14 protein-coding genes, 1 tRNA gene and 1 pseudogene are annotated in these 19,463 nt (G+C 67.8%); 10 read left to right on the plus strand and 6 right to left on the minus strand.

The features are described 5' to 3' along the window. From ACTZWU_RS15585 to ACTZWU_RS15595, 3 genes and pseudogenes are all read right to left on the minus strand, one after another. Positions 1-1,668: pseudogene (locus ACTZWU_RS15585) on the minus strand (DUF3363 domain-containing protein); the annotation flags it as partial. Between the two features lie 672 nt (positions 1,669-2,340). Beyond that, entirely contained in the window at positions 2,341-3,609 is a 1,269-nt protein-coding gene (locus ACTZWU_RS15590) for a DUF6538 domain-containing protein (RefSeq protein ID WP_444738284.1), read from the minus strand. A gap of 143 nt (positions 3,610-3,752) precedes the next feature. After that, positions 3,753-3,842 (minus strand) — tRNA-Ser (locus ACTZWU_RS15595). Positions 3,843-4,092: 250 nt separating this feature from the next. On the opposite strand from ACTZWU_RS15595, the gene ACTZWU_RS15600 reads away from it, so the two are divergent. The 6 genes from ACTZWU_RS15600 to ACTZWU_RS15625 all read left to right on the plus strand — a co-directional run bounded on the left by ACTZWU_RS15600 (position 4,093) and on the right by ACTZWU_RS15625 (position 11,595). Further along, the gene (locus tag ACTZWU_RS15600; RefSeq protein ID WP_444738285.1) at positions 4,093-4,857 is read left to right on the plus strand and encodes an SDR family NAD(P)-dependent oxidoreductase; all 765 of its coding nucleotides are present in this window, start codon (positions 4,093-4,095) and stop codon (positions 4,855-4,857) included. A 155-nt stretch (positions 4,858-5,012) separates the two neighbouring features. Further along, positions 5,013-6,782 carry an acetate/propionate family kinase gene (locus ACTZWU_RS15605; RefSeq protein WP_444738286.1) on the plus strand — a complete coding sequence of 590 codons (1,770 nt, stop codon included), beginning with the start codon at positions 5,013-5,015 and terminating at the stop codon, positions 6,780-6,782. 109 nt (positions 6,783-6,891) lie between these two features. Next, positions 6,892-7,896, plus strand: a complete 1,005-nt coding sequence (locus ACTZWU_RS15610; protein ID WP_444738287.1) for an ABC transporter substrate-binding protein — start codon at positions 6,892-6,894, stop codon at positions 7,894-7,896. A 6-nt stretch (positions 7,897-7,902) separates the two neighbouring features. Further along, positions 7,903-8,691, plus strand: coding sequence for an ABC transporter ATP-binding protein (locus ACTZWU_RS15615; protein ID WP_444738288.1), 789 nt, complete (start codon positions 7,903-7,905; stop codon positions 8,689-8,691). Further along, positions 8,688-9,449, plus strand: a complete 762-nt coding sequence (locus ACTZWU_RS15620) for an ABC transporter permease (protein WP_444738289.1) — start codon at positions 8,688-8,690, stop codon at positions 9,447-9,449. The genes ACTZWU_RS15615 and ACTZWU_RS15620 overlap by 4 nt, the downstream gene beginning before the upstream one ends. A gap of 148 nt (positions 9,450-9,597) precedes the next feature. Next, positions 9,598-11,595: a TonB-dependent receptor plug domain-containing protein gene (locus ACTZWU_RS15625; RefSeq protein ID WP_444738290.1), complete on the plus strand. Its 1,998-nt coding sequence runs from the start codon at positions 9,598-9,600 to the stop codon at positions 11,593-11,595. Positions 11,596-11,640: 45 nt separating this feature from the next. Here the strand turns inward: ACTZWU_RS15625 and ACTZWU_RS15630 are convergent, their stop codons facing one another. Then, positions 11,641-12,672 carry an MBL fold metallo-hydrolase gene (locus tag ACTZWU_RS15630; protein ID WP_444738291.1) on the minus strand — a complete coding sequence of 344 codons (1,032 nt, stop codon included), beginning with the start codon at positions 12,670-12,672 and terminating at the stop codon, positions 11,641-11,643. A gap of 121 nt (positions 12,673-12,793) precedes the next feature. Further along, positions 12,794-13,837: an alpha/beta hydrolase gene (locus tag ACTZWU_RS15635; RefSeq protein ID WP_444738292.1), complete on the minus strand. Its 1,044-nt coding sequence runs from the start codon at positions 13,835-13,837 to the stop codon at positions 12,794-12,796. Positions 13,838-14,122: 285 nt separating this feature from the next. On the opposite strand from ACTZWU_RS15635, the gene ACTZWU_RS15640 reads away from it, so the two are divergent. The 4 genes from ACTZWU_RS15640 to ACTZWU_RS15655 all read left to right on the plus strand — a co-directional run bounded on the left by ACTZWU_RS15640 (position 14,123) and on the right by ACTZWU_RS15655 (position 18,016). Next, complete coding sequence (locus ACTZWU_RS15640) at positions 14,123-14,386, plus strand: hypothetical protein (protein ID WP_444738293.1); 264 nt, start codon at positions 14,123-14,125, stop codon at positions 14,384-14,386. Between the two features lie 110 nt (positions 14,387-14,496). After that, entirely contained in the window at positions 14,497-15,405 is a 909-nt protein-coding gene (locus ACTZWU_RS15645) for a LysR family transcriptional regulator (RefSeq protein WP_444738294.1), read from the plus strand. A gap of 60 nt (positions 15,406-15,465) precedes the next feature. Beyond that, positions 15,466-16,836 (plus strand): DUF1800 domain-containing protein, encoded by a 1,371-nt coding sequence (locus ACTZWU_RS15650; RefSeq protein WP_444738295.1) that lies wholly within the window; start codon positions 15,466-15,468, stop codon positions 16,834-16,836. A gap of 4 nt (positions 16,837-16,840) precedes the next feature. Next, positions 16,841-18,016 (plus strand): DUF1501 domain-containing protein, encoded by a 1,176-nt coding sequence (locus tag ACTZWU_RS15655; protein WP_444738296.1) that lies wholly within the window; start codon positions 16,841-16,843, stop codon positions 18,014-18,016. A 296-nt stretch (positions 18,017-18,312) separates the two neighbouring features. Here ACTZWU_RS15655 and ACTZWU_RS15660 read toward each other — a convergent pair whose 3' ends face one another. Next, positions 18,313-19,461, minus strand: coding sequence for a glycosyltransferase (locus ACTZWU_RS15660; RefSeq protein ID WP_444738297.1), 1,149 nt, complete (start codon positions 19,459-19,461; stop codon positions 18,313-18,315). Between the last annotated feature and the right edge of the window lie 2 nt (positions 19,462-19,463).

A 19,463-nucleotide genomic window follows, 5' to 3' on the forward strand; every position in this document is an offset into this window, starting at 1 on the left:
CACCTGCCTGTCGAGCCCGATGGGCGACAGCATCTCCAGCCGCGCACCCGGGCCGTGCCTTTTCCGGTCATGGGCCAGCCCTTGTTCGGGGAGATCCTGCGGCACCTTCCAGTGATCCTCGCTCCAGCGTTCCACGATCCCGGCGCGGCGCAACGCCTCGAGGCGACGCACATGGGCCGCAACGAAGCGCTCCGGGTCGGGCGTGATCTTCTCGGCCCGGGCGATCTCGATGTGCCGGGAGGGGTGGTAGGTGCCGTTGCTGTCCGTCGCGGCGAGAATGTTCCGGTCGGCGTTGCGGGGTTCGGTCGGTGGCGACACGGCGGCCACGATCATGCCGCGGCCAATGCCATCGCAGCGGTCTGCCCGCAGCTCGATCTGGTGCACGCGCCCGTCGGTGCCGTCGATGACCAGCTGCACCTTGTCGCCATGTCCGTCACCCGCGAGGTCGCGCGCCAGCACCCGGCCGGTGATCTGCTCCCGCAGCTTGTCGCGGTGAACGGCCAGTTAAGGGATGCCGCGCGCGTCGTTGAGGTCGTTGCCTTCGAGCGCCCGGTGCATCGACTTGATGATATCCTCGCGCTCGCCCAATGCGTGCAAGGTGCCCTCGGCGCGGTCGGAGATGTGCCATTCGCCGGGCCGCACTTCCGTCGCCAGCCCCATCCTTTCGAGCCGCCTTGCGCGCGCGATCAGCAGCGCGCGGTTGCGCTTCATGGTCTCCAGCGTGTCGTGATCGGGGCGCAGGTCGGCGAACTCGTTGGCGGCCTCCTGCTCGGCGATCAGGATCCGGTCGAGTCGTGTGAAGCGGTCCGCCTCCACCTCCCGGCGCAGCTGATCGGTTACCTCCAGCTCGGTCTGACGACCCAGTTCCAGCGTCACGATCTCGCTCGCCCGTTCGCGGATGCCGTGCGCGATGTAGTCGCCCGCGATGTTCAGGATCTTCCCCTGGCCGGTCACGCCACGGACAAGGATGTGGCTGTGCGGATGCCCGGTGTTGTAGTGATCGACGGCGATCCATTCGAGCCGCGTCTGCAGATCGGCCTCCATCCGGGCCATCAGGTCGCGCGTGGTCTGGCGCAGGTCGGACAGATCGACGCCCTCCTCGGCAGAGACGATGAAGCGGAACTGGTGACGGTCGTCGCGGCCGCGGTCGAGGAAGCCCCGACCGTCCGCCGCATCCTCACTCGCCGAATAGGCCTGGCTCCGTTCGCCGTCGCGCGTGACGCCGTCGCGTTCGAGGTAGCGCAGATGCGCGTCCACCGCTTTTGCACTGACAAAGGACCTCCCGCGCACCGCGCCGCGCTGCGGGTTGAGCTTCACGATCCGGGCCTTCACGGTCACCCGCCGGGCACGCGTCCGGCTGCCATCCGGACTGCGCGACCACGGGTTCCGGCCTTTCATTTCGGCGGCCACTTTCGCACCCCGGCCGCGCGCATTGAACCGTCCGCTCGCCTTTCCCTTTCCGGCTAGCTTGTTCGGATCACCGCCTGCGCGTCGCACCGCCTGGTGCACTTGGGCGAGGAAGCCCTGCGGTTTGCGGCGTACGCGCGGAGGCCTCGGCTGGTGGTCCCGGGGGCTGCCGGGGCGGATGCGAAACTCGATCTCGTCGCGGGTCATGGGGTGACGATTGGGGGTCGTATCGGGACGTATCAAGGGGCGTCCGAGGGCCATCGCAGCGTGGCGTGCAAAGACAGGCCATGACGCAGCTTGGCCTCCGATTGCGGCGTGGCGTGGCAGGAAAGATCATTGAATTCATTGACGGAAGTGTCGAAGCCTGCCGCACAATATTCGCGTACCGACCGCGACAAAGCCCAACAAACAATGTGCAGACAACAGCTTGGGGCCATAGGCCCGGCCAGCGAGGAACTCGCTCCCCTGTTGTCTCCCACGGATCTCCCAGGTGAGCATTTCACGCTCTCCCAAAGGCCCAAACATGCAGACCCGGGCAAAGCGCGTCGACGCATGAGTCGTGATCCGGAAGTGACCGCCCAAGTCAGGGCATCGACGACCTATTTCGGCCGAGGGTCGAGCAAGCATCCCGTCCGATCTGCACGCTGTGACAGGCCGCTTTGCGCGGCGCGGCCGCGCGCCCTGCACAAGACGCACGCGCGGCCCCATGCTTCCAAGCATGGCACCATCTCGGCCACCAGAAGCACGCACCAAACCGGCCCAGCCGGTCGATGCTGCACGGCTTGAAGCGGCGCTGGTGAAGGTGGCCGTGCTGGTCACGCAGGACTCGGCTTTCGCGCCGGTCTTCGAGCGGCTGGAGGCAGAATTGGCCGTGGCCGTGAAGAAAGAGAAGCGGCTCTCGGAAGCACAACGCCGGGCGCGGGCGCTCCTGGCTCAGAAGGCGATGCGGGCGACGAGCGTGGCGAGGTGCTCCAAAGACGCGCCCTTGCCGTATCGTTCGCGGTCGAGACGGTGACCGAAGAGGTCGCGCCTGATCCGGTCGTCGATCCCGGCGGCGAGCATCCGGTCCTCGAACGAATGGCGCAGCGAATAGAACGAGTGGCGCGGCGTCTCGAGCAGGCCGTTGGCGCGGAGGAACTTGTTCACGACCGCGCTCAGGGTAGCGCGGTTGCGGTAGCGAGGGAAGCCCTCGGGGTATTGCTTGAGGGCTTCCAGTGAGACCCCGGTCAGAGGGATCACACGGCGCGCGTAGTGCGACTTCAATTGCCGCCCGTCAGGTTCGATGGAGATATGCGGCACATCGCAATCGAGCCGGATCGTCTCCGCCGTCAGCGCCGCGCCTTCGGAGGGTCGATAACCTGTGTTGATCATCCCCAGCAGCAGGGCGCGCGCCTGGCCGTTCAACCCGTCCAGCGCTCCCGTCGCGAGGAGCCTTGTCCTGATCCAGTCCTCGCCGAAGGGCGGGCGCGTCCGCGCCTCACCCTCCTTGAAGGACAACTCGCCCAGCGGCAGCGCCAGCCCCAGCCGCCGCATCCGGTTCACGGTCTTCAGCACGTCACCCAAGTGGATGAGGTCCTTGTTGGCCGAGTTCGCGGTCACTTCGCCGGCCTCGATCCGGTCGAGCCAGTGCTGGCGGAAGTCGAGCATGTCGTCGCGGGTGATGTTGGCGATCTCCTTGTCGCCGACGACCGCGACGAAGGTCTTCACCGCCTTCTTGCGTGGTGTTTCCCAGCGGCGCAGCTGATCCTCGCTCTTGCCCAGCGTCTTCTCCTTGGCGAGGCCCCAGTAGAGTTCGAGCGCCTTGGTGACCGTGATACGGGGTTCGGGCACCGTGCCGAGAAGGGCAGCGGCTTCGATGGCATCGGGTTGGTTCGCTGGAGCGGGAATGGCCTCGACGCGCGCGACAACGTCCTCGACTGGAAGCTTGGCCACGGCGCCTGCGTCCAGATACCGAAAGCCCCTCGCCCGGGCCAAATCACGCGCGGCCTCGTAGCGGGCTTCCGCATCCGCGCTGTTCCCGGCCAGACGCGCCTCCCAGGCCTCGATCATCTGGGACCAAGCGCGGTCCGCCTTGCTGCGCGCGACGGTCTCCGAGTCGGTGTGCAGGCTGATCCACACGGTTTCGCGCGGCTCGATCCCCCGATACCGGCGCGGGACGCGGCGGCGAAGATAGTAAAGACGGCCTCGTTTCGCGATGCTCATGGCGGAGAAATCCCCCATTTTGTGCAGCGAATTGTGTAGCAAAATGTGCAGCAAATCAAGCGGACCAAACACCGCCATCGGCGGGCAAACGCCGAATTTCGGCGCGGAATCAGGTGGTTGAAGGATGGCGATCCTGAGGAGAATGGCGGAGACGAAGGGATTCGAACCCTCGAGACCCTTTCGGGCCTGCACCCTTAGCAGGGGTGTGCCTTCGACCACTCGGCCACGTCTCCGCCGACCCGTATAGGGAGATTGCCGGGGGCGGACAAGTGCTTTCTGACCCCCCCTTCGCGGCAGGAAGCAAGCCGTCCTGTATGGCTTGCGCCGAATGCCGTCGGGTGCAAGGATCGGGGCGGGCAGACGGCATGATCCGCGCAGATCGGCATGCGGCCCCTCTGGCACGGCGGACCCAGGGCGGCCCGCGGCCGGGCCTGCGCGGTGGCGCCCGACGGGGCTGCGGATGATGACAGCAGGAGACGTGCCATGACCGATATCCGGTTTGATTTCAACGGCAGGACCGCGCTTGTGACCGGCGCGGCCTCGGGGATCGGGCGCGACATCGCGCTGGAACTGGGGGCGTCCGGGGCCTCGGTCCTCGTCAGCGATCTCGAGGCCGCCGCATGCGACCGCGTCACCGCCGAGATCAGGGATGCGGGCGGGCTGGCGCGCAGCTTCGCCGCCGACGTCACAGACGAGGCGGCCATGAAAGAGGCCGTCGCCTGCGCCGAGACGGAATGGGGCGGGCTGCACATGGCGGTGAACAATGCAGGGATCGGCGGGCCGAGCCTGCCGACCGGGGACTACCCCGCCGACGACTGGCGTCGGGTCATCGACATCAACCTGAACGGCGTCTTTTACGGGATCCGCTGGCAGATCCCGGCGATGCTGCGCGCGGGGGGTGGCTCTATCGTCAACATGTCCTCGATCCTGGGCTCGGTCGGTTTTGCCAATGCCGCGCCCTATGTGGCGGCCAAGCACGCGCTGCTGGGGCTGACGCGGACGGCGGCGATGGAATATGCGGCGCAGGGCGTGCGAGTGAACGCGGTCGGGCCGGCCTTCATCGACACGCCACTTCTGTCGGCCAACCTGTCGCCCGAGATGATGCAGGGGCTGGCCTCGCTGCATCCGATGGGGCGGATCGGCACGCCGGCCGAGGTCTCGGCGCTGACGCTGTTCCTGCTGTCGGGTCGCGCAAGCTTCATCACCGGCAGCTATCATCTGGTGGATGGCGGCTACACCGCGCCATAGGAGGCCGCGATGGACCAGCACAAGCCGTGGGCTCGGGCCGAACCGTCTGCCCGAGCCGCCGCGCCCGTCGGTCCTCTTGCGGATCTGGTGCTCGCCGCGCTGGAATTCGACGAACGCGCCGCCGCATGATGGAAGCGCAAACCCGAGGGGATCGCATGAGGGTTCTGGTCTTCAACGCAGGCAGTTCCAGCCTGAAATTTGGCCTGTTCGACGGGGACCGCCAGATCCTCAAGGGCAGCTTCGACCGATTCCGCGAGGGGGGCTGTGATTACGCCATCGACGGCGACAAGGGCCGGGCGCCCCACGGTGATCTGGCCGCCGCCATCGCCGCCGTCCCGGACGTGCTGGCCGAACGCGGTCATGCGGCCATCGACGCGGTCGGGCATCGCTTCGCCCATGGCGGCCCGGACTTCACCGGCCCCGCCCTGATCGACGAGACCGTGATCGCCGCGATCGAGGCGCAGACGCCGCTGGCGCCGCTGCACAACCCCGCCATGCTTCAGGCGATGCATCTGGCCCGCAGCCTCTGGCCGGACCTGCCGCAGGTGGCGGTCTTCGACACCAGCTTTCACCTGACGAACCCGGCCCGCGCGACGACCTATGCCGTGCCTGCGGCATGGCGCGCGGCGGGGCTGCGGCGCTACGGCTTTCACGGCACGTCGCACAAATACGTGGCCCATCGCGCGGCCGAGGCGCTTGGCCGCCCGCTGACCGATCTGCGCATCGTCAGCGTGCATCTGGGCAATGGCGCCAGCGCCTGCGCGGTGCAGTTCGGCGCCAGCATGGACAGTTCGATGGGCATGACCCCGCTTGAGGGGTTGGTGATGGGCACCCGCTCGGGCGATGTGGACCCCGGCGCCTTCGGCTTCCTGAACCGCCAGCTGGGGCTGGACGTCCCCACCATCGAAGCCGCACTTTACGCCGAAAGCGGGCTCAAGGCGCTGGCGGGCAGTTCCGACATGCGCGATGTCGAGGATCGCGCGGCCTCGGGCGATCCGGATGCCCAATTGGCGATCAACCTCTATGCCTATCGCGCGCGCAAGTATATCGGCGCCTATGCGGCGGCGATGGGCGGGCTGGACGCGGTGGTCTTTACCGGCGGGATCGGCGAGAACTCGGCCTCGATGCGACGGCGGATCTGCGACGGGATGGGCTTTCTGGGGCTGATGCTGGACGAGGATCTGAACCGCGCGCCCGACCTGACCGACCGCAAGGCGCCGCAGATCCAGGTGCAGGGCAGCCGGGTCGCCGTGATCGTCACCGAAACCGCCGAACAGCTGATGATCGCGCGCGAATTGCGCGACCTTCTGACCCGTCCGCGCCCGGTGCCGCGTGCCATTCCCGTGGCGGTCTCGGGCCGCCATGTCCACCTGAGTGCCGCAGCGGTCGAGGCGCTGTTCGGCCCCGGCTACCGCCTGACCGAGGCCGCGCCCCTGCGCCAGCCCGGCAATTGGGTCGCCGCCGAACGCATCGCGCTGGAAGGCCCCAAGGGCAGGCTTGAGCGTGTCGCGATCCTCGGCCCCCTGCGCCCGCGCACCCAGATCGAGGTCTCTCGCACCGACAGTTTTGCGCTTGGCCTTGACGCGCCGGTCCGCGATAGCGGCCAGCTGGACGGAACGCCGACGGTGCGGCTGATCGGGCCTGCCGGGGTGCTGGACAGCGACGGGCTGATCGTCGCCGCGCGCCATATCCACACGAACCCCGCCGACGCCGCAGCGATGGGTCTGGCCGATGGCGACATGGTGGATGTCGAGGTGACGGGCGCGGGTGGGCGCGGTCTGGTCTTTGGGCGCACGCTGGTTCGCGTCTCGCCCCATGTCGTGACCGAGATGCATATCGACACGGACGAGGCCAACGCCGCAGGCATTGCAGGCGGGGCCCAGGGCGCGCTGGTGCAGGATGTCGAGGCGCGGCCTGTTGCCTGATTTTTGTGCATCGCGGCCGGGGCAGGGGCCTTCGGGCGGCGTTCCGCTTGACGCTGCGGCGGGCGCTGCCCACGGTAACGGCAAAACGACCTACAGGAAGGTTCCCGCCATGTTCCACCGTCCGCTGATCCTTGCCGCGATGCTGCTGCCCGCAGGCGTGGCCCTTGCCGACACGTCGATGCCCTTTGCGCTGGACTGGCGGTTCGAAGGCCCTGCCGCGCCCTATTTCGTGGCCGTCGATCAGGGCCTCTTTGCAGCCGAGGGCCTGTCGGTCGAGGTGACGGCGGGCGAGGGGTCGCTGGACGCCATCCCGAAAGTGGCGACCGGCGCCTTTCCGGTGGGCTTTGCCGATCTGAACAGCCTGATCCGGTTCCTTGACCAGAACCCCGGCGCGCCGGTGATCGCGGCGATGATGGTCTATGACAAGCCCGCCTTTGCCGTGATCGGGCGCAAATCGCTTGGCGTCGAGGCGCCCGCCGACCTGATGGGCAAGGTTCTGGGCGCGCCGCCCCCCGACGGGGCCTGGGCGCAGTTCCCGATCTTCGCCGCCGAGAACGATCTGGACATGGACCAGATCACCATCGAACCCGTGGGCTTCCCCACCCGCGAGCCGATGCTGGCCGAGGGCAAGGTGGCGGCCGTCACCGGTTTTTCCTTCACCTCGTTTCTGAACACCAAGCGGCTTGGCGTTGATCCCGAAGACATTTCGGTCATTCTGATGGCCGATCACGGCGTGGACCTTTACGGCAACGCGGTGATCGTGAACACGGATTTCGCCGCCGCCAATCCCGAGGCCGTGACCGGCTTCCTGCGCGCGGTCGCGGGCGGCTGGAAAGCCACCGCTGCCGATCCCGAGGCCGCGATCCAGGCGCTGTCCAGCCGCAATCCCGGCATGGATGCCGCGCTTGAGCTGGAGCGTCTGACGCTGGCGATGGAAACCAACGTGATGACCGATTGGGTGATGGAGAACGGCATGGGCAATATCGACCCGGACCGTCTGGCGAGCGCGGTCGAGCAGATCAAGCTGACCTACGAATTCCAGAACGAACCTGACACCGCGCTTTACTTCAGCGACGCTTGGCTGCCGCAGGATGGCAGCCTGTCGATGCAATAAGCGCGCATGGAAAACACGGTCGAGATCAGGCATGTCACCCACGCCTACCGGACGCCGCATGGCCCGCTGCCGGTCCTGAACGATCTGTCGCTGGCCATTCCCACGGGCGCGTTCTGCGCGGTCGTGGGGCCTTCGGGCTGCGGCAAGTCCACGCTGACGCGGCTGATCGCGGGGCTGATGAAGCCCGATCAGGGGCAGGTCTTTCTGCATGGCGAACCCGTGCGGGGGCCGCGCAACACGGTCGGCATGGCCTTTCAGAACCCGGTCCTGCTGGAATGGCGCAGCATCCTCGACAACGTGATCCTGCCGCTGGAAATCGTGGCCCCGCGCATGCCGCGCCGCGACCGCGAGGCGCGGGCGCGCGAATTGCTGGCCCTTGTCGGGCTGGACGGGTTCGAGAGCAAGCGCCCGTCCGAATTGTCGGGCGGCATGCGTCAGCGCGCCTCGCTGTGCCGCGCGATCGTCCACAAGCCCGAAGTGCTGATCCTGGATGAGCCCTTCGGCGCGCTGGACGCCTTCACCCGCGAGGACCTGTGGCAGACCATGCACGCCCTGCGCCGTGAAGAGCCCTTTACCACGCTGCTGATTACCCACGACCTGCGCGAATCGATCTTTCTGGCCGATGAGGTCGTGGTTCTGTCGGGCCGCCCGGCGACGGCGCAATACCGGATGCAGGTGCCGGGCGGGACGGCGCGCGTTCTGGACGACCTCTATACCGCGGAATCGGCGGAACGCCTGAACGTCCTGCGCCACCAGATCCAAATCGCGCAGGGCCGCGCCGAGGTGCATGCATGAGTATCAAGAAGATCGCCATACCGCTGCTGGCTATCGCCCTGTTCCTCGCCTTCTGGGAGGCGCTGGTCTGGGTCAATGGCTGGCCGCGCTACAAGATGGCCGCACCCTCGGACCTGCCGCCAGCCTATTGGCGCTTTCGCTGGCTGTTCGTGGAGATGGGCTGGCAGACCCTCTGGCGCACCGTGGCGGGGTTGATCCTCGCGGTGATCTTCGGCACCGCGCTTGGCGTCGTCATGGGCTTTTCGCGCACGATGCGCGATGCGCTCTATCCGCTGCTGGTGGGCTTCAACGCCATCCCCAAGGCGACCGTCGTGCCGATCATCGCGCTGATGTTCGTGGGCCAGCATGATTTCAACACGGTGCTGATCGCCTTCCTGATCAGCTTCTTTCCCATCGCGGTCTCGGTGTCGATCGGGCTTTCGACGCTGGAACCGGAATACCGCGACATCCTGCGTTCTCTCGGCGCGTCGAAGCTGACGATCTTCTGGAAGATCGCGCTGCCCAAGACCCTGCCCGAGTTCTTCGGCGCGCTGAAGGTCGCGGTCACGCTGGCCTTCATCGGCACCAACCTGATGGAGATCGTCTCGCCCCACGGGCGCGGCCTTGGCGCCTTGTTCGACAGCGGGCGGACCAATTCGGATTATCCGCTGATGTTCGCGGTGCTGATCGCCTTGGCCTTCCTGGGGATCGTTCTCTATTATATCGTCGTCGCGCTGGAACGCATCTTCGCGGGCTGGGCCGACCGCGCGCCCGGCTGAACCGGCAGCCGGGCCACAGCGCGCGAAGCGCCGGGCCTGCACATCATGCAAAGCGTTGCACGACTTCGTGAGGGGTGCTAAGCCGCCCCTCAGCCACGACCTTTTGTCCAGCCAAGTCATTCACCCGACAGAGCGAGACAGAGGTCCCATGCCCAACCCCCGCAAATCCTTCCGCGCCCGCCGTGGCGCACTGCTGACCCAGATCCTGTGCGGCGCGGCCCTTGGCGGGCTGATCGCAGGTGACGTTCTGGCGCAGGACAGCACACAGCCCTTCCTGCTGGACCCGATCATCATGCGCGCCCGCGACGCCGACGGTAACGCCGCCGACCGCGCGACCAGCAAATACGTGGCCGATGCCGAACTGGACCGGGCGCGGATGGGCAATCTGCGCGACCTGTTCCAAGGGATCGCCTCGGTCTCGGTCGGGGGCGGCATTCCGGTGGCGCAGAAGATCTTCGTCAACGGCGTGGACATGCTGAACCTGGCCGTGACGGTCGATGGCGTCTCGCAGAACAACCGCATCTTTCACCACGTCTCGGCCAATGCCTTCGATCCGGGACTGATGAAGTTCGTGCGCGTCGATGCCGGGATCGCCGCCGCCGATGCGGGGCCGAATGCGCTGGCCGGAGCCGTGCTGATGGAGACGGTCGATGCCGCCGACATCCTGCGCGACGGGGCCGCCATCGGCGGCAATGCGCGTCTGTCCTATGCCGATAACGGGCGCACCTTCAGCCGGTCGCTGACGCTGGCGGGCCAGCATCAGGGCCTTGAATGGCTGGGCTATCTGAAATCCGCGACGGGCGACGATTACAAGGTCGGCGGGGGCGCGGTCCTGGGGGGCACGGCGGCGGATCTGCAATCCTCGCTTGGCAAGCTGGCCTACGAATCCGACCAGGGCCACCGGATCGAGCTGTCGGGCCAGCGCATGCGCGACGACACGCTGCGCCGCTCGCGCGCCAATATCGGCGATGTCATCGGCGGGCGCCCCTATACGCCGCTGCGCCGCTACGACACGACCCGCGACACGGTCGCGCTGACCTATCGCAACACGCAGGCCGAGGGGATGTGGGACCCCACCCTGTCCATCGGCCGCTCGCGCGTGACGATCGGCGTCGATCAGCCCGATTTCGCGGGGATCGAGACCAGCGTTGGCCGGTCCGAGAACCGCAACGGCAAGGTCGAGAACCGCTTTCACCTCAGCGACCGTGACACGGTGACCGTCGGGATCGACCGCTATTCGCGCACCAGCACCTATGCCGACGAGGTCACGCCCGGTTTGACCGAGACCGCGAAGAACACCGGCATCTATGCCCAGGCGCGGCTTGAGCCGACCGAGACGATCTCGACCTCGTTCGGGTTGCGGCAGGATTGGCAGGACTTCACCGGCGTCGACGGCACCGCGCTGGACGTGTCAGGCGCCAGCGGCAACGCCGCCGTCGCATGGCAGGCGACCGAGACGCTGCGCCTGCGGGCCGGGGTCTCGACCGTGTTCGGCGGCATCGTGCTGGAAGACAACTTCATCTTCGACACGTTCAGCACCTATGAGGGCCTGCGCGCGGCGCGCTCGCGCAACGCAACGCTCGGCTTCGATTATGACGCGGGGGCGCTGCGGGTGGATGGCGAGCTGTTCGCGTCAGATGTTGACGATGCCCGCAATGTCGTGCGCGGCGTGGCGCAGAACTTCGATTTCGACAGCCGGGGCTTCAATCTGGGCGCGACCTATGACTGGCAGCAGGGCTTCCTGCGCGCAAGCTATTCGAAAAGCCGGGTCCGCGTGAACGGCGCCACAGCCAGCAGCTTTGCGGCTCAGGATTACGGCACGCCGCTTGGCGGGGTCCTTGCGCTTGAGGTCCAGCACAACCCCACGGGCAGCGCCTTCACCTTTGGCGGCAGCGTTCAGGCGGCGCAGCGCTACACCCATACCGCAGATGAGGGCGAGGTCGCGCTGCCCGGCTACGGCGTCGTCGATCTGTTCGTCGAATATGTCCCGCCGCAGCAGCCCGGTGTGACCATCCGGGCCGAGGTCACGAACCTGCTGGACAAACGCTTTGCCGATCGTGCGACCTATGGCGCGGATTTCGACAGCATCTCGCCCTTGTTCGAGCCGGGCCGGACGGTCAGCCTGACGGCGGCGCTGCAGTTCTGATCGGCAAGCCATCCGGCCCGGTCAGCGCGACCGGGCCGGGTTCCGTCACAGCGTATCGGTCAGGGTCTGCACGCTCTCTGGCAGATAGCGGAAAGCCTCGCCGTCGCGGGTCACATAGCCCAGCCCCGGAAAGGGCAGGTGATAGGCCATCACGGCCAGACCCTCATCGGCGGCGCGCCCTGCCAGCCTGCGACGGGTTTCGACGGCGGCCGCGTGATCCATGTCGAACCGCACCTGCCAATCGGGGCGCTGGAAGGACAGGATCGGGTGGTGGAACACATCCCCCGCGATCAGCAGATTGCGTGGCCCGCCCTTCACCTCGAACGCCAGTTGCCCGGGCGTGTGGCCAAAGGCTGCCCGCGCTGTGATGCCGGGCACGACCTCGTCGCCATCGGCCAGCAGGGTCGGGTTGTCGTCGAAGGGCAGGACCAGATCGGCCACGGCCTGCGCATTGCCCGCACGCTCTCCGGCGCGCGTTTCGTCCGAGGTCCAGAAGGCCAGCTCGGCCTCGCCCACGGCAAGGCGCGCATTGGGAAAGGCGGGGGCGCCATCCTCGATCAGGCCGCCGATATGGTCGCCATGACAATGGGTCAGGGCCACAAGGTCGATCCGCTCAGGCGTGATCCCGGCGGCGCGCAGGCGCGCGGTCAGACGGCCCATGCCGTTCTCGCGCCCGCCCGCGCCGAAGCCCGTATCGATCAGCACGGTCCTGCCGCCCGTCTCGACCACGACTGTGTTGAAGAAACTGGCGGTGCGGTCGCGCGGCAGGTCGTTGGCTTCCATCAGATCGCCGACTGCATCGGCCTCCTGATCGCTGCCAAAGGTCGGGTGCGGGCCGGGACCGGGGCGGACGCCGTCCAAGACGACGGTGACGGTCGCATCGCCAAAGCGAAAGCGTCGCCAGCCGGGCGCCAGCGGGCCATCGTCAACGGCCATGTCGGCGGTCTCGCCGGCCATCGCGCGCGGTGGGCGGATCACGGGCAGGGTCAGCAGCCCCGCCGCCCCAAGCGCGCCCGAGACCAGCACGCGGCGCCGTGCGGGCAAGGTGGGTCGGCTCTTGTCGTCTGTCGTGGACATCGCATCGCTCCTTCTTGCAAGGGGGGCTTTCGGCCGGAACGCGGCCACGGGCCCTGCTGCAGAAACGGGGCCGGGGGTGCATTCGGTGCGCGTTTCCCATCACGAAACCGCGAGCCTGCGCCTAATCGGGCGACAGCGCGCCCTCCAGCACATCGAAGGGCGCGATGACCAGCCCACCCACCGCCGTGATGACATAGGCCCCCGCGCGGCGCAGATCGTTCACCTGCGAGCGGGGCGCGGCGGCGGCGCCCAGTCCCGCATAGCGGTCATGGCGCAGCCCATCCGTCGCCTGCATCCCTGAAATGTCGATGACCGCGATGTTGTAGGCCGACGTGATCTGACCCACGCGCGGGTCCGAGACATCCAGCATTCCCAGACGAAGCCTTTCGCCGCTGATGCGCGAGGACAGGATCAGCGCCCGGTCATCGGGCGCGACCAGGATCTTCATCGGCTGACGCATCGGCCCGATCACCGCCATCTGGGCCGCAAAGACATCCGCGTCTATATCGGGCGCGGCCAGCGTGACCGACAGCCGGTCCAGCACATCGGCCCGCCCTGACAGGCGCAACTGCCGCAGCGCCTCGACCGTCAGCCAGGCGCCCATCGAATGGGCCAGCACATCAACCCGGCCAAGCCGCCGGTCGCGCGCCAGATCGGTCAGCAACTCAGCCAGCGCATCGCGCGAGGCCGCGACGGAGTCGCGGTCATGCAGATAGCCCTGCACCCGTGCCTCGGACGGCCAGGCGAACAGGACGGGCGCGCCGGGCAGCACGTCATCCGCCGCAAGCTGCGCGGTCCGCAGCAGGCTTTCGGGAAAATTCATGTTGTAGCCATGCACGAACAGCCCGACCTCTGACTGCCCCGGCCTCGCCGCCAACCGGTCCAGCAGCGCCGCGCGCGAGGTCAGGATCGCCTGCCGCTCGACCGCCAATGCAGGGGGCGCGATCTGGCCCGGCATGCGGTCGCGCGCAGCCGCGATGCCGAAAAGGGCGTGACCCGCCACCCGGCTTCGCGCGGTCGTGAAGATGTTGGCATCGGGCGATTGCCGCGCCCGCGTGGTGACGGCCAGCACTTCGAGGCGCCGGGCATCGGCGGCGACCTCCTGCGCGGGCGGGTTCAGCAGCGCATATTCCGCCCGCGGCGCGCATGCCGCCAAAGCGGTCATGGCCACAAGCAGCGCGCAGCGGCTGAGAAGGCGCGGTCCCGGCGGCGCAGGAAAAGGGGTCAGGAAGGACATGCGCAGACGATACGCAAAGCCCCGCGCCGCGCAAGCCGGTCTATTGAAGCATAGCTGCGATGATTGTACTGCATGACTCATACAGTTTTGTGATTGTTCGTCTTTAGTGAACAAATATGTCGAATCTTCGGGCCTAATGCCCGCCCCGCGAGGCGCCTATCTGTCTTTCACCCAAGGCCAGTCACGGCCTGACATGTTGAAAAGGAAGACATCATGAAAACCCTCGCTCTTGCCCTTGGCGCCCTGTCGATCGCCGGTGCGGCTCATGCCGCCAGCCCTTCGGCCGGCTTTGTCCATGAACGCCCCGAGCCCGCGACCATCGCGGCCGGCGCGCCCGCCACGCTGGTCAAGGTCCGCGCCGACAGCGTCATGTCGTCCAAGGAATTGCAGCGCGCCGGCCTGCAAGGCGACCAGCTGATCGAGGTCACGCTGGCGGGCAACGGCACCGGCACCTGGGAGCAGGGCAAGGGCGAGTGACCGCGACCCGCTGCCGGGCGAATGCCCTGAGCCAGGACCGCCGCGCCTTGCAAGGCCGGCGGTCTTTTGCTGTACTGCGCGGCCAGCGCCGCAAGACCCGAGGTTTGCATTTGGACATCAAGGCCCTGCGCGCCTTTGCGGCGATCGTCGAGGAGGGCAGCTTTACCGCCGCCGCCCGCCGCCTGCGCCTGTCCAAGGCCATGTGCAGCAAGCTGATCTCGGATCTCGAGGCCGATCTGGGCGCCCGCCTGCTGGTGCGGACGACCCGCGCGGTCAAGCCCAACGCCGCCGGAACGGCGTTCTATACGGAAATCGCGGGCATCCTGGCCCGGCTTGACGCAGCGGCGGAGGCCGTTCGCGCCTCGACGCAGCGCCCATCCGGACCCCTGAAGCTGAGCGCGCCTGTCCAGTACATGCTGAACGTCTTTCAGCCGCACCTGCTGCGCTTCATGCGCGAATATCCCGATATCCGGCTCGAGACGGTGCTGGATGACAGCCGCGCCGATCTGGTGCGCGACGGGTTCGATGCGATCATCCGCATCGGCCCGCTGGATGACAGCGCGCTTCATGCGCGCCGCCTGCATGATGTGCCGATCATGCTGGTCGCCTCGCCTGCCTATATCCGCGATCACGGCGCGCCCGCCCATCCGGCGGAACTGCGCGAACATGCCTGCCTGCATTATTCCAACCTGCGCGGCAGCAGCACATGGCCGCTCAGCACCGACGGCGAGGTCTCGTATCACAAGATCAATCCGGTCTTTTCCAGCAATAACAACGAATTGCTGCGACTGATGGCGCTGAACGGGCAGGGTGTGGCCCTGACCCCCCGCTTTCAGGTCGAGGAAGACCTGCGGCAGGGCCGCCTGCTGCCGGTGATGACGGATTACGAATTCCCGCGCGCTCCGGTCAACGTCCTCTATTCCAGCCGCAAGAATGTCAGCGCGGCCCTGGCGGCCTTTCTGGACTTTGTCCGCGGCTTGCGGTTCGAGGCGCCTGACCCCGAATTGCCGAAAGCGTGACCTGACATCACGGCCTTGTTCGTGGCATCCTGCACCCGGGCAATGACCGCAGGAACCACGATGCCGGATTACGCACAGCTTGCCGCGATCCGCCTGGGCTTTGGCCTATCGCCACGTGGCCCCGGGCCGGGCGATCCCGCCGCGATGGCCGCATCGGTCGCGGCAGCCGCCGCCGATGCCGCCGCGCTGTCCCAGCATCAGGTGCGCGAATGGCACCGCGAGGGCCGCATCCTGCAACGCGAGGCCCGCCAGGGACAGGGGGACGAGGCGACCCGCAAGCCCGACCGACAGCACCGTCAGCGGATGCGCAGCCTGTTCGAGGCGGCTCTGGTCGATCGTTTCGCCCGCGCCGTGGACGATCCTTCGGGCTTCGGCGAAAGGCTGGCCGGGTTCTGGGCCAACCACTTCACCGTGGGCGGCGGTGCGCTTTACGACAACCTCATGGCGGCATCCTTCATAAACGATGCGATCCGTCCCCATCTGGCGGGCCGCTTCGCCGACATGATGTTCGCCGCCGAGACGCATCCCGCGATGCTGCGCTATCTGGATCAGGCGCGCTCAGTCGGGCCGAACTCGGCTCTCGCCAGGCGCGATCCGCAAAAGCCGATGGGCCTGAACGAGAACCTGGCCCGCGAGATGCTGGAACTGCACAGCCTGGGCGTCGGCGCCGATTTCAGTCAGTCCGATATCGAGGAACTGGCCCGGTTGCTGACCGGACTGACCTATGATCCCCGCCAGCCGGGCGTGTTCCGCGCCGCCCGCGCCGAACCGGGGGCCGAGACCGTCATGGGCACCAGCTATGGCGGCGACCGCCCCCGGATCGAGGATATCCGCGCCGTGATCGACGATCTGGCCGCCCATCCGGCGACGGCCCGGCACCTGGCGCGCAAGATGGCGGTGCATTTCGTGGCCGACGATCCGCCGCCCGCGCTGGTAGACCGGCTGACCGACGCATTCGCCCGCACCGGCGGCGATCTGGCCGCGATGAACCTGACCCTGGCCGAGGCGCCCGAGCTTGCGACGCATTTCCGCGCGAAGATGCGCCAGCCCTTCGAGTTTCTCGCCACGAGCCTGCGCAGCCTCGGGGTCGAGGGCGCGACCCTGCACGCGCTTTCGCCCCGCGACCGCGCGACGATCCTGCTGCAGCCGCTTCAGGTCATGGGCCAGCCCTTCGCGCGCCCGCCCGGCCCCGATGGCTGGCCCGAGGACGCCTTGGCCTGGGCCAGCCCCCAGGGCCTTGCCATGCGGATCACCTGGGCGCTGAAACAGCCCGCCCGGCTGGTCGATCCGCTGCCCGATGCGCGCGCTTTCATGCATGTCGCGCTTGGCGACACGCTGTCCGATGTGGTCGCCTGGGCAATCCCGCGCGCCGAAAGCCAGCGCGAAGGGATCGCGCTGGTCCTTGCCTCGACCGATTTCAACCGGAGGTGATCCGATGCCGACCCGCCGCCTGTTCCTGAAAACCGGTCTGCTGATGGGATGCTCGGTCGCGGCGCATCCGCTTCTGTCCACGGCCACCTTCGCCGCCGCCCCGGGCGAAAACCGGCTGGTCGTCATCATCCTGCGCGGTGCGATGGACGGGCTGGACGTGTTCCAGCCCTATGGCGACCGCGATCTTGCCGGCCTGCGCCGGACGCTGTCGCTTGGCCCCGATCACGGCGCGACCGATCTCGACGGCTTCTTCGCGCTGCATCCGGGGCTGGCCGATCTGCTGCCGCTCTGGCGCGCGGGTCAGTTGGGCTTCGCGCCCGCCGTCTCGACGCCCTATCGCGACAAGCGCAGTCATTTCGACGGGCAGGACATGCTCGAGGCCGGAACCGGCACCGATGTCGAGGCGCAGGCCCGCCGCGACGGCTGGCTGAACCGGCTGCTTCAGGCCATGCCCGGACAGGATTCCGAGACCGCCTATTCGGTGGGTCTGTCCCAGATGCGCATCCTGCAGGGCCCGGCACCCGCCGCCAGCTGGACACCCCGCGCGAACATGGATCTCAGCCCGCAGGGGCAATTGCTGCTCGAACGCATGCACCATGACGACCCGGTCTTCCGCGAGGCCAGCGCCCAGGCGATCCGTATCGTCGCGGGCCTTCCCCCCGAACTGCGCGCGGGCGAACCTCTCGAAGAGCACGTCGAACTCGCCCGTTTCGCGGCCAACCGACTTAACGGCCAGACCCGCATCGCCAGTTTCTCGCTGGCGGGCTGGGACATGCATGCCGGACAGGCCGGATCGATGCGCCGCGTCCTTGGCCGCCTGGCCCAGACGATCCTGACCCTGCGCGACGATCTCGGCGCGAACTGGGACCGCACGACCGTGCTGGCCATGACCGAATTCGGCCGCACCGCACATGAAAACGGCTCGGCCGGGACCGATCACGGCACCGGAGGCGCCATGCTGGTCGCAGGCGGCGCGGTCCGCGGAGGCCGCGCGATGGGCGATTGGCCGGGACTTGGGGCGGGCGATCTCTATGACGGGCGCGATCTCATGCCGATGCGCGACATTCGCGCCTATGCGGCCTGGGCGATCCACGCGAAGTTCGCCATCCCGAAATCCACGCTCGAAGCCGCGATCTTTCCGGGCCTCGACATGGGCCCCGACCCGGGGATGCTGGCCTGAACCGCCCCTTTGCCTTGGTCCAAATATCCCGGGGGGCCGTCCGCAGGACGGCGGGGGCAGAGCCCCCTCCGCCCTCAGCCAGACAGGGCGCACCAAGACGCGTCCCCCAGCCTCCTTCCAACATCCCAGCCGGATCGCCACCCAAAGACACCGCAGCCTGTCGGATGTGACAGCTGACGGAAATCCCCAAGGGCAGGGGGATCACCTTGCGGAGCAAACGACCACAAGATCGACCAGCGCCCCGAGCGCGAAAACGCCTGTCGGTTGCGCTGACGGCGCTCACGGCCCGAAGGCTTTCATCGGCCTGCCGCGCTTAGCGGGGCAGGGGGGCACAGCATCGCGGGCAGTTCGATCTCGGGAAAACGGATCTCGGGTTTCGGCGCGTCGCGCGCCGCCATGGCGTGCCGATAGAGCCGCGTATAGCCCTCGATCATGCGGTCTAGCGTGAAATGCGCCTCGACACGCGCGCGCGGAAGGCTGCGGGGGATCTGCATCGCCTCGGTCAGCGCCCGGTCAAGGCCTGTCCCGTCGGCTGCGGCGTAGCGACCGGCGGGGCCCACGACCTCTTGAACCGCGCCCATGCGGATGGCGGCGACGGGCGTGCCGCAGGCCATCGCCTCGATGGCGGTCAGGCCGAACGGCTCGTCCCATTGCGGCGTGAAGAGCAGCGCGGAGGCACGGCCGTATTCGACGGCGAGGTCCCGCGCCGGAAGGTGCCCGCCGTAACGCAGCCCGCCCCGAAGCTGCGGGCGGATATGGTCGCGGAAATAATCTCCGTCCTCGATCGCGCCGAAAAGCGTCAGGTCGATCCCGGCGCGCCCGGCGGCCTGCAGCGCCAGATGCGGCGCCTTGTTGGGGGTGATACGCCCTGCCCAGACCGCCGTTCCGTCGCCGTTGGGGCGAAATGGCCATTCCGCAACGTCGATCCCGTTCGGCACCACATGGGCCGTGTCCGGCAGCGCATCGGGGAAATAGGCCCGCAGATGCCGGGCGCTGCAGCCGGTCACGCAATGCCAGGGCGCGACGCTGTCGCGGATCGCGCGGCGCAGCGCATCGAAGGGCGGCACGTGCATCGAGCTGACCATCGGCAGGCGTGCCGCCCGCGCCAGACGCGGCGGAAACCTGTGCAGGCTGTTGTTGTGGATCACATCGAAGCCCGCGCCCATGATCCGGTGCAAGGCTTCGGCATGACAGCGGTCGAGATGCGCGTTCAGCGCATCGGTCCCGTGAAACCGGTGCCATGGAAAGTCGCGGTCGTAATGCGCCTTCATCATGGACATCTGTGCAACGCGGACCCTGCTGTCCCCCGCCGCGACCAGCGTGACCTCGTGCCCCCTTGCCGCCAGCGCATGACAGAGGTGATGGGCATGCGCCTCCATTCCGCCCATGAAGGGGGCCGCGATCGGGTGCCGGCAATGGGCGATGACCGCGATCCGCAGGGACATGG

It is taken from the genome of Paracoccus sp. NSM, from assembly GCF_052379855.1.
Classification (GTDB): Bacteria; Pseudomonadota; Alphaproteobacteria; order Rhodobacterales; family Rhodobacteraceae; genus Paracoccus.